An 11,108-nucleotide genomic window follows, 5' to 3' on the forward strand; every position below is an offset into this window, starting at 1 on the left:
AAAGAGGAAGTCAAAGAGACTGCGCGTCAGGAAGAAAGATTGGTGCTGACAATGCGTCTTTTGACCCGACAGATTGGTGAAGTCAATGCCCAGAGACAAGAACAGATTCGGCAGCTACCCTCTTTTAGAGTGACCCAGTTAGCTGAGGCCTTACTAGACTTTTCTAGCGAAGCTGATTTAGACACCTGGTTAGATCAAACTTTCCTGTAGCTTGAGTCAAACACTGTATTGTGTGGATAGTCAAATCAAGAGAATGAATTCAAAACTTCGTTAAAATGCAGCAATCCGTCGCGTCTTCTCCACAAACTCCCTTTCTCGAAATCGGCAAAATCATTACGGCCCAAGGCATGAAGGGTGAGGTGCGCGTGTATCCTAACTCAGATTTTCCAGAGCGATTTGAGAAACCTGGAAAACGATGGATTTTGCGACCCGGAACAACGGAGCCACAAGAAATTCAACTGATCAAAGGGCGATATTTAGACGGCAAAGGGTTGTATGTGGTGCAGCTAGAAGGGGTCAACGATCGCACTCAAGCCGAAAACCTTCAGGGCAGCAAATTGTTGGTCATGGCTAACGATCGACCCAAGCTTGAAGCCGATGAATTTCACGTTGCAGATCTAATTGGTTTGCAGGTGTTTGATCAACCTACCCAAACATTAGTTGGAACCGTTGTAGACATTCTGACAGCAGGACATGACTTATTAGAAGTCAAACTTGAGAATGAGAAAACGGTGCTGATTCCATTTGTGATGGCGATCGTTCCTATTGTCGATTTAGAGCAAAAGCGAATTGAAATTACACCACCGATCGGTTTAATTGAATAAGCAGGCTTAAGTGGGTGATTCAGGTATATTGAGAAGCGATCGTAGGGCTGTAATACGATCTTTGAGTTTTTCGCGCTCTTCTTGTTCGGGACGAGTGATGGGGGTTAGATCAAGTCCATTTTCCAGCAGAGTTTTAGCACGCTCAAGATTTTTGGCTGCGACTTCTAGTTCTGCGAGTTCGATGCTGGCAGGAAGGTTGAGTTTTTGGGCGAGGGATTGCTCGAAACACCGACGAGCATTGAGCATATCACCCACGGCGTAGCGATAAAAGCAACCAAATTGATGGTGGAAGAATCCGCGCTGTTCACGATCGGACTGAATGGCTGTCTCAAAGTGTTTTTTGGCTCTGATGTAGAAGGGTGCGCCTTTGGCTTGGTAAGACTGTGCCATCAATAAATTACCAAAGCCATGTTTCGGATTCTTCTTCAGAATGGGGTCTAGCTTCTTCAAGGCCTGGTCAGGCTGAGAAGGCTTGGTTAACAACAGAAGTTGGGCATAGCTGAGAGTGGCAAAGTCGATCGTTTTCTGCAACTCTGGAGATTCTCTGACTTTTCTTCTTGCTGCACCAATCAGGCGGTGGTAAATGGACTCAGCAGTATCAAATTCCTTCCGATCACGGAAAAAGTTGGCGACGTGAACAAAATTTTGCCACTTGTTGACTGGCAAATCGTACTGATTGATGCGGGTGGCAAGGTGGTAGCAGGTGGCAGCGTCAAGGTAGTCGCGGAAATACCCAAAAATATTCAGGGTCAGGTTTCGAGCATCCGGATATTGCTTCAAGGCAAGCTGAACCGCGGGTTGGTATAAATCAGGAGAGGCATGATGATAAAGAACAGGAAGGAAGGCAAGCCACAAGCCCTGCTCTACTTGGTTCTGCTGAGTGATCCATTGCCATTGTTGGTGAATCACTAACTCAACTGCATCGTTGTTTTTGCCAATCTTGCCAACTAACGCTAAATACTTTGTACGAACATTTCCATTGTCTGGATGGTTGTCTAACCAGAGTTGGGTTTGAGCGATCGCCACTTGCTGCTGCTCCCAGGTACCTCGCTGCTCTACTAATGCTAGATACGCTTGGCGAACATTCTCATTATTTTCATAGTTGTTTAACCAGAGTTGGGTTTGAGCGATCGCCGCTTGCTGCTGTTCTCGGCTCCCTCGTTGTTCTAGTAGTGCCAGGTATTTTTGGCGAACATGCCCATCATGAGAATGCTCATCTAACCAAGTTCGGGTTTGGGTAATTGCCGCTTGCTGCTGTTCTCGATTCCCGCGTTGTTCTAATAGTCCTAGATATTTTTGGCGGACATGCCAATCACCAGGATGCTCATTCAGCCAGAGCTGGGTCTGGGTAATTGCCGCTTGCTGCTGTTCTCGATTCCCGCGTTGTTCTAATAGTCCTAGATATTTTTGGCGGACATGCCAATCACCAGGATGCTCATTCAGCCAGAGCTGGGTCTGGGTAATTGCCACTTGCTGCTGTTCTTGATTCCCGCATTGTTCTAAGAGTCCTAGATACTTTTGGCGAACATGCCCATCATCAGGATGGTCGTTTAGCCAGACTTGAGTTTGAGCAATTGCCACTTGCTGCTGTTCCCAATTACCTTGCTGTTCTACCAGTCCCAAGTAGTTTTGGCGAACGTTTCGAGTATCAGAATGGGTATGAGTGTTGAGCCAGACTTCAGTTTGGGTAATTGCTGTTTGCTGCTGTTTCCAACTACCGAACTTCTCAACAAAAGACAACCAATATGTCCGATCTAATGGGCTTTCTGGTTGTGCCTGCAAAATTGAGCGAATGCACGATCGCTGTTCCTCAGAATCACCAAGCGCTATATAGATTTGTCCCCAAGTTACCCAATCACTGATGGTATTGTGCTGCTTGATAGCTGCAATCTGCGGAGAAGAGTCTTGTAGGATTTTACAAACTAATGCTGCTGCTCCAGACTGCCCCGCTAGCTTTCTCAGGGTAATACTGACCCACCATCTCTGAAGTTTCTGTGTCACATCCAGCTTTTGCACGATCGCGCTCAGATGTTGCTCTAACAAAGGGGGGCGATTCCACCCATAGGGCTGATTATGCTGGTTATTTGGGCGATAGTTCAGCGTCATCACTGTTTTGGCAATCAGTTCATGAACTGGTATAAGTCCCTCATACTCGCCGTATGCTGCGGTATCAATCAACCCCTCCAATCCTGACAAGATGGATCGCTCTAGCGAACTAGAGGGCGGTAAGCAAAACTTCAAAATCTCAAAAGGAACAATAATGCCGTATTGAAAAAAGCTACAGAGAACCCCAAAGGCTTGATATAGAGGTTGACGTTCTGTATTAGATAGCGCTTTCACAATATCCTGCAACAGCACATGAAACGGCTTTCCTTCCGATAGCTGCAACATCAGCACCAACATAATCGGCGAGTCCATCAGTTGTTGCCGCTCTGCTGCCGATTTTCCTGCCAGGTGGCTCTGTACTTCTGGCAACGCTAACACCCGCTCTTTCTCGTCCGCGCTTGGCTTGTCTAAATCCAAACAGATGATTTCATAGTCTAATCCCTGCAAGTCATGGTGCTGATCCTCATTCTGGCGCGTCGTCCCAATTAATGTCAGCGGAAATAGAAATTCGTTCTGCTGCAACTCCTCCAAAATCGGCTCATCTCGAAACAAGTCATCTGCAATGACATAAAAGTGTTTCCCACCGGCTTCTTCTGAAAATTCGCGCAACTGATCCAGCCAACCCACCTTGTTCTGGCTTTTCTTGTAAAAGAGCCGCTTACCCTGGTCAAATAATTCATACGCCAGCCAGCGCAGCAAGGCGGTTTTTCCTGCTCCCGGTTCCCCACGAATCAGCATCAGTGAGATGCCATTTGCCTGAGAGAGACGCAATGCTTTCTCTAACGCCTCGCCCTGCTGGTCACGCTCCACATAGTTTTTCTGAAACAGCATCGACCAGTTTGCCGCTCGTAGTTTCAGAATCTGGGTACGGGCTTGCTTATTAGCAACTTTGGTCTCAACTTCTTCAAAAAATGGGGCATCCAAAATGTCAGAGTCTGGACGTAGCTTTTCCAGGGCAGCTTGCAGCTTGTCCACCGCATCTGCTTCACCCTTCTCCGCAGCCGGGTAAGTCAGTGTAATCTTCTCTGATCCCCAAAAAAATGGTTCCTGCCCCTTACCGTTGAGTTCTTTAGAGACGATCGCCCGTAAATCTGCTGTCTTGACAGTGCCCGGTGATTTCAGAGCCTTAATCACGGCCGCCGTGAACAGGCTATACAACTCTCCCTCGTAAGCTTTCCCCTGACTCCGACAAGCCGCTGCCAGAAAATAGTTACGATTAGATGCCAGAATTGCAGTCAACGCACCCTCAATTTGACTATCCTCCAACGAACTCCCGGCGTGACAACAATCCAGGATGAGCGTCAAACTACTGCACTCTGTCTTCAAAATTAACCGATTCAGTCCTTCTAGAGATACCCCTTTGCTACTCAAAGTCTCGGTTGTGCAGTCCGAAGTCACCAGGTATCCATTCTGATTACCCAGGGCATCAGGCACCTTGTCCCCGTGCCCACTGAAATAAATCAGTGCTTCATTTCTGCCAACGTTCTCAAGAAAACTACGAATCTCCGCTCCTAGTTTCTCTCCCGTCAAATGCTCGCTGACAACCTCATAGCGATCATGTTCGTGACTCCAGGAACGAGGCAGGCGATTGACCTCGACAAAATCACCGTAATCTTCTAGAAGCTGGGCGATCGCTTCTGCATCCTCAACTGGCTTCTGTAGATCATTAAAACCCGATCCGCCGTACTTCTGGATGCCAATCACAAGTGCGTATCTGGTCATGTGGTTAAGATTCCATCAAGAACGACCCGTCTGCTGCACCTACTAAGATACCTAAGTATAATAATCACGTCTACCTCCGCAAAATCCGCAGGGTTTCTGGGTTAATTACGCTTCTAAGGTAAATTATGTCTGAGCTAAAGCGCCTCCAAATCGAAGACAACGGTAGCATTATCGAAATATACGTCGAGACTCCACCGACTCCGCCAATTCCAGATTCTAATCATGTAGGCAAACGTCCTGGTGAAAAAGGTGCAACAGAAGAAGTTTTGTTGAAAATGGCAGAGATTCAAGAAAAGATTCAGACTTACGCAAACTTTGCGATCGGGGCATTCCAACACCTCGGTGCGGCCGAAGTTGAAGAAATCAGCCTCAAATTTGGTATCAAACTGGGTGGCAAAACTGGAATCATTTTCACTGAAGGCTCTGCTGAAGGCAGTATGGAAGTTTCTGTGAAATGCAAGTTTCCGACAACTTCTGCCAAGAGCGATCTTCCGCTTTCATCTCCTACAACTTCTTCATAGAGCAAGTCTACTGGCACCTAAGCAGAGAGTCGAATTTGTAGATACTAGACGAATTGCGCACGATCGCCTCACTAGTAAAATTTACGATCTCTTGGATTTACCCGCAAGGGGTCGCACTTCTACAGACTTTCACCTAGAGATGTTTTGTGCTGTGATAGCTGTTGTACAAATGCAACATGCTCTGGTGAAGCCAATCCTGCTTGCAACACCGTCAACACTTTTGCCATATCTCCAGACAGCAACTCTTCTACTGCCAACCACAAACCTGGAAAGGTAACGCTCCGAATCACGCCATCTTTTGCAAGAGACAGCGGCACATACTCTCCTTCTTGCAGGTAAAACCAGTTGAACTTTTGTTCAAATATCTGCCAGACAATATATTCTTTAATGCCATTGCGACGATAAGCACGTTTCTTATCTCCCAGGTCGATCGCCGCACTACTCGCTGCAATCTCTGCGACCAATTCTGGTGCGCCCTCAATATAATCATCTTCGCCCAGTCGAGCCTGCCCACCATGGGCTTCCTCAATCAACAAGACTGCATCTGGCTGAGGTGCATTGTCCAAATCTAGTCGAATCGTCGGCTCAACTCCCAACTCAACACCCAATGTTGCGACTTTGTAATTTCCCAACCAAGTAATTAGATTTCCGTGGGGTTGACCGTGACTTCTAAACCGCAAAGCTGCCGCCATGTAGACCACTCCTTCAATCAGTTCAGCTTTTTTGAGGTGAGGCATGGCATTGTAGCGTCGCTCAAATTCATAGCGGGTTAAGCGATCGCCATTCTCCAAAGGTGGCAGCAACTTCTGTTGAGAGGGTAATTTGGCCATTGCTTGCTCCGTCAGCGAGACATCAAAACTACCAATATTCGGATCTCCAAGCCCTTAAAGAACTCAGAGATCCGTGCTTACAGTCTGACTTTATTCACCCGTAATCGACAAACTATCAACCCAGACTCTTGGCGCAACGCCTGACCCCGTGAATTCTAAATCCTTCTCAACATAGATGATTGAATTCAACACTTCGCGAATGTCGCCTGCAACGGTGGCAGATTCGATGCTGATACGTTTGCCGTTTTGAATTAGCCAGCCGTCAAACGGTAGCGAGAATGAGCCTTGCAGCGATTGAACTCCCGCATGGAGCGCGCTCAAGTCATCAATCAAAATCACATTATCGGCAGTGTCTAGACTGTATTCCTGGGTGGCAGGTTCGCCAGGGAAAATGTGATAAAAGTGAGGGCTAACTGTCACCTTTGCGCCCATGTTAGCGTGTCCTGTCGGCTGGGCGTTCATGCGTTTGGCGGTTCCAGCGCTGTGCAGAAAGTTGGACAATACGCCGTTGGTAATCAGGGGAATGCGGCGCGTCGGAGTGCCCTCCCCGTCAAAGGTTTCAGCCCCGACATTTTCTGGGTGCAGGGCATCATCGCAGAGACACAGCAAAGGAGAGGCAATTTGAGATCCCAAAGATTCGGGTGTAGAAAGGCTCTGCTTATCCAGAATGCTCTGGGCATTAAACAGGTTGGAGAATGCACCAATCAGACCGAGAATGGCTTCTGGTGAAAAGACGACGCGATACTTGCCCGTTTTCACCTTCTCGTAGTTAAGGTGGCTGATGGTTTTTTCGGCGGCTTCTTTGAGGCAACCATCAATATCGAGTTTGTCTAAGCCATAGCTGACGCGAAATGCCCCTGCGCTGCGAGGTTTGCGTCCTTCTTCTTCGGTTTTGGTGTAGAGATAGAGCGAAGCAACCGAATGAGATTCATTGCGAACGGCTCCAGCACTGTTGAGATAGAAGCGATCGATATCCCGTTGAGCCAATCCGTTATAAGGCACTGACTTGATCGCAGGGTGAGCCGACATCAGTTCTTTTTCGGCGACGATCAGCTTTTCGAGCAGCGTCGAGACGGGTGCCTGGGGAGATTTCTCTTCGGTATGAGTAGCCGTGGGTGCGGTCGATTCGGGGCTAAAGTCGGGCACATTGTCACGAACGCCAAAGAAACTTGCTTCATGAGCTGTTTTGAGCGCCAGTTCTAAGCCTGCGGGATCGACATCGGTGGTCGAAGTGACTCCAACGCTATTGTCATCATTCCAAACGCGGACGGTGACACTAGAACGATTGGAGGCTTTGACCTGTTGAGGTTCGCCTTGATCGACTTGAGCGCTGGTTTCATCGATCGACGCGCCATACACGTCGTACTTCTGAATGCCCAATCTTTGAGCGCTATCCTGAGCGTAAGCAGCAATTTCTGTAATATTTGGCATGGGAAATTAGAAAGTGTAGAGATGATGCGGAGAAGATAACTGAGCGGCTGTGTACACGCAAATCGTTAATCGCTTCGTTTCGATCTGCTTCTGCCTCCCAAATCTCCCACAAGTAGGGGACTTTAAACTGAGAAATTGCGTTGAATTCTAGAAGCCTTTCTTTCTCAAAGTCCCCCAGAATGGGGGATTTAGGGGGCGAAGCATCTTGGCAATGACGAGTCAAATCAACTCATGGATACACAGTAGGATCGAAACGGATGGGCTGCTAAGTCTAGCGGTAACCATCCGCTTTGATTGATTTGCTGCCTAGCGTCCGCCGACGGTGATTGAGTCAACTTTGATGTGAGGCTGTCCGACGGTGACGTAGACGCTGCCACTTACGGAACCGCAGAAGCCAGCCGCCAATCCCAAATCGTTGGAACACATGGAAATTTTGTTCATGATGTCAACGGCTTCGCCAATCAGCGTGGCACCTTTGAGCGGTTTGGTGAGTTTGCCGTTTTCGATTAAATAAGCTTCGTCTACCGCAAAGTTGAATTGTCCGGTCGGCCCGACGCTGCCGCCACCCATCTTTTTGCAATAGATGCCCTTTTCAATGGAACCAAACAAGTCATCCAGAGAATACTCGCCCGGTGCAATGTAGGTGTTTCTCATCCGACTCGCTGCTGCGTAGGTGTAGCCTTGACGACGACCACTTCCGGTTCGAGGATGTCCGGTACGAGTGGAGCCTGCACGATCGGCAATAAAGTTCTTGAGAATTCCATTTTCGATCAATAGAGTGCGCTGGGCGGGCATTCCTTCGTCGTCCATGTCGATCGTGCCGAATGCGTCTCCGGTCAGTCCTTCATCCCAGGCGGTCAGGTTTTCGTGGGCAATCTTTTCGCCTTTTTTGTCGATGAAGGGCGTAGTTTTGCGCTCGATTTGCGTCGTTTCAAGCAAGTGACCGCAGGCTTCGTGGAAGATAACACCGCCGAACTCGTTAGCCATGACGATCGGATAAGTGCCCGACTCAACATAATCGGCATACAGCATTTTAGAAGCGGACTCTGCCACTTCTTCAGCATCTTTGCTATACGCCCAGGTTCTCAAGAATGCGGGATCGCTGGTGCTGCCGACTCGCTTGTTGATCGACGATCGATTAGTGCCATCGGCGCAGAGCAGACTGTAACCGACCGATTGCGTCAGGCGAATGTCTCGTGCAAACGTGCCGTCACTGGAAGCCACCAACACTTCTTGCCAATCGCGGAAGTAGACGGCCCGACGAGACTGCACATGTTGAGCTTTGGTCGCCAGTTCACCATTGGCTGCCAGTAGCACATCGCTCATTTCTCGCATCGAGCTACAGTTGGCTAACCAGGCTTCTTTGCCCTTTTTGACGGCGTAGTCTCGGAGCAGTTCGAGATTGATTTCGGGGATAAAGGCGTTGGGCGTAGGAAGCTGCAAGCCCATGATGGACAAGCCTTTCTCTAACGCAGCTTTGAGACCATTGAATGACAGATCATTGGTGCTAACATAGCAGTCGGCTTTACCGCGAAACACCCGCACCCCTGCCCCCGTCGAGAGTCGAGGCGAAATGCTGGTGATGGCATCATCTTCGGCCATGCAGCTAATGTAGTTAACTCGTTCTAGAAAAAACTCAATAAAGTCAGCCCCTGCGGCCCGTCCGAGTCCGAGAAGAATTGAGAGGGGTGCTTCCCAGGTTTCGTCAAAGCGATCGGGCGTATAAGTGTATTTCAAGCTGGGCAGTTCTTTTGAGATCAATAGAGTGGGTGATTGCATGGAAAGCCTCTCCGCTAGGACTGTTGAGACAGTTGTTTGCTTATTGTAGCTTGAGCGACTTGTCGGGTAGCGGGCGGAATTCCTCACTTTCGCTAATTTGATCCCGCAGACTGAAAGCGACAGAATAAGAACAACAAAGATCACAAGGCACTCAGATCAAAAAATTATTCAGATTTAGATCATTCAAGCTCACATTAAAGAAACTACTGAACTAAAAATTTAATAGAAAACAGCATGTGAGCGTTAACAAAAAATTGATAGTTTACAGCAAATAAAGTTACCAGAAGTTAAACGAATTTAGCATCGCTTGCAGCTCCAGGAACGCCCCCTCCAGGAACGCCCCCCAAATCTCCCACGAGTGAGGGACTTTGAACCAGAGTTCTTTTCTTAAAGTTCCCCAAAATTGGCAGCTTGGGGGGCAGAAGCCGTGAACAACGGAGCGAAAATCTTGCATCAATTCACCTTTTTGTGAAATATTCGGCTTGCTCTTGCCATTCTGATTTCAGAGTGATATCACTTTAGTATCGACCAGACTCAAGGAGACTTCTCATGAAGCCGATCGCAGAATCTTCAGCATTCAAGCTCAATGGATTTCTAGCATTAGGGACACTCGGAGCAATCACAGCCCTGATCACTTGGCGAATTTGGGGATTGGTACAGCACTTTGGAGGTCGGCTAGATAATCTGGATGACCTGCTTGACCCCGAACTTTTGGCTTGGATTATTGCAACTTTGCTCGTCGTTGTAGTGCCTTCAATCTCAGGATTCTTCACCATTGAGCCAAACGAAGCCGTTGTCTTGACTCTCTTTGGCAGCTATATCGGTAGCGTTCGAGAAGCAGGATTTTGGTGGGCCAATCCTTTTGCAGGCAAGCGTAAAGTCTCCCTGCGGATTCGCAACTTCGACAGCAAAATCTTGAAAGTCAACGAAGCACAAGGCAGCCCGATCGAAATTGGAGCAGTCGTCGTCTGGCAAGTGCAAGACTCAGCAAAATCGCGCTTCACCGTGAACGACTACGAAGAATTCGTTGCAACCCAGAGCGAAACCGCCATTCGGACGTTGGCCGTGCGTTATCCTTACGATGCACCGACGGGAACCTCTTCTTTGCGAGGCGTGCCCGATGAGATTCTGCAAACCCTGCGGGAAGAACTACAAGCTCGATTGACGATCGCTGGCGTTGAGGTGATCGAAGCGCGACTCTCACATCTTGCCTACGCCCCCGAAGTGGCTCAAGTGATGCTGCGTCGTCAGCAAGCCCAAGCGATCATTGATGCTCGTCGCCAAATTGTTGAAGGGGCGGTCGGAATGGTCGATGAAGCCCTCAAACGACTGAGCGCAGAAGGGATCGTTGAGTTAGACGAAGAGCGCAAAGCATCGATGGTCAATAATTTGCTGGTTGTCTTAACGTCTGACCAAAATACCCAACCAGTGGTGAACACTGGAACCTTATACGCATGAGTCAAAAGAAGCGATTTTTGTTGCGGATCGATCCCAAGCTCTATGATGCCTTGGAAAAGTGGTCTGCGGATGATCTTCGCAGTGTCAATGCTCAAATTGAGTACTTGCTAATGGAGTCCGTTCGCAAAGCGGGACGATGGAAGAATCGCTCAACACCACCTCAAGAGGAGTCTGAAAGCGAGAATTAAATGAGGTTTTCTGCTCATGCCTCCAGCTTAACCAAACGTGCATCAAACTCTTTAGGCTGAAAGCATGAGTCGATCGCGACCACCCGCACCGTTAGAATACTAGGATTGCAAAATGCTAGAAATCGAATGTGTCCAGGATGATCTCGAAGTCCAGTTTGCTGCAACTGTTCTGCAAGACTTCACCACTCGATTTGACTAAGTGCCTATCCGAAAACTTGAATTGCCCTGACGACAATACAAGCACAGGAT

Annotated in this window: 10 protein-coding genes; 5 read left to right on the forward strand and 5 right to left on the reverse strand. The window is 48.4% G+C overall.

Features of this window, described 5'->3' with window-relative positions:
- Window positions 1-210: DUF4351 domain-containing protein (locus tag ACKFKF_RS31995; protein WP_446871432.1), on the forward strand; the 210-nt coding region annotated here is incomplete at its 5' end.
- Between the two features lie 65 nt (window positions 211-275).
- Window positions 276-824: a ribosome maturation factor RimM gene (gene rimM, locus ACKFKF_RS32000; RefSeq protein WP_446861309.1), complete on the forward strand. Its 549-nt coding sequence runs from the start codon at window positions 276-278 to the stop codon at window positions 822-824.
- Window positions 825-830: 6 nt separating this feature from the next.
- Here the strand turns inward: rimM and ACKFKF_RS32005 are convergent, their stop codons facing one another.
- Window positions 831-4,652, reverse strand: coding sequence for a caspase family protein (locus ACKFKF_RS32005; protein WP_446871434.1), 3,822 nt, complete (start codon window positions 4,650-4,652; stop codon window positions 831-833).
- A 125-nt stretch (window positions 4,653-4,777) separates the two neighbouring features.
- Here ACKFKF_RS32005 and ACKFKF_RS32010 point away from each other — a divergent pair, with 125 nt between their 5' ends.
- Window positions 4,778-5,173: a CU044_2847 family protein gene (locus ACKFKF_RS32010; RefSeq protein WP_446871436.1), complete on the forward strand. Its 396-nt coding sequence runs from the start codon at window positions 4,778-4,780 to the stop codon at window positions 5,171-5,173.
- Window positions 5,174-5,292: 119 nt separating this feature from the next.
- On the opposite strand, the gene ACKFKF_RS32015 is transcribed toward ACKFKF_RS32010, so the two are convergent.
- From ACKFKF_RS32015 to ACKFKF_RS32025, 3 genes are all read right to left on the reverse strand, one after another.
- Window positions 5,293-6,003, reverse strand: coding sequence for a Uma2 family endonuclease (locus ACKFKF_RS32015; protein WP_446871438.1), 711 nt, complete (start codon window positions 6,001-6,003; stop codon window positions 5,293-5,295).
- Between the two features lie 90 nt (window positions 6,004-6,093).
- Window positions 6,094-7,434 (reverse strand): TldD/PmbA family protein, encoded by a 1,341-nt coding sequence (locus tag ACKFKF_RS32020; RefSeq protein ID WP_446871440.1) that lies wholly within the window; start codon window positions 7,432-7,434, stop codon window positions 6,094-6,096.
- A 306-nt stretch (window positions 7,435-7,740) separates the two neighbouring features.
- On the reverse strand, window positions 7,741-9,213 hold the full coding sequence (locus ACKFKF_RS32025) for a TldD/PmbA family protein (protein WP_446871442.1): 1,473 nt from the start codon (window positions 9,211-9,213) through the stop codon (window positions 7,741-7,743).
- 549 nt (window positions 9,214-9,762) lie between these two features.
- On the opposite strand from ACKFKF_RS32025, the gene ACKFKF_RS32030 reads away from it, so the two are divergent.
- Together ACKFKF_RS32030 and ACKFKF_RS32035 are read left to right on the forward strand one after the other, a co-directional pair.
- Window positions 9,763-10,671: an SPFH domain-containing protein gene (locus ACKFKF_RS32030; RefSeq protein WP_446871444.1), complete on the forward strand. Its 909-nt coding sequence runs from the start codon at window positions 9,763-9,765 to the stop codon at window positions 10,669-10,671.
- The gene (locus ACKFKF_RS32035) at window positions 10,668-10,859 is read left to right on the forward strand and encodes a hypothetical protein (protein WP_446861314.1); all 192 of its coding nucleotides are present in this window, start codon (window positions 10,668-10,670) and stop codon (window positions 10,857-10,859) included. The genes ACKFKF_RS32030 and ACKFKF_RS32035 overlap by 4 nt, the downstream gene beginning before the upstream one ends.
- 14 nt (window positions 10,860-10,873) lie before the next feature.
- On the opposite strand, the gene ACKFKF_RS32040 is transcribed toward ACKFKF_RS32035, so the two are convergent.
- Window positions 10,874-11,023 carry a hypothetical protein gene (locus tag ACKFKF_RS32040; protein ID WP_446871446.1) on the reverse strand — a complete coding sequence of 50 codons (150 nt, stop codon included), beginning with the start codon at window positions 11,021-11,023 and terminating at the stop codon, window positions 10,874-10,876.
- Between the last annotated feature and the right edge of the window lie 85 nt (window positions 11,024-11,108).

It is taken from the genome of Phormidesmis sp. 146-12 (assembly GCF_052939495.1).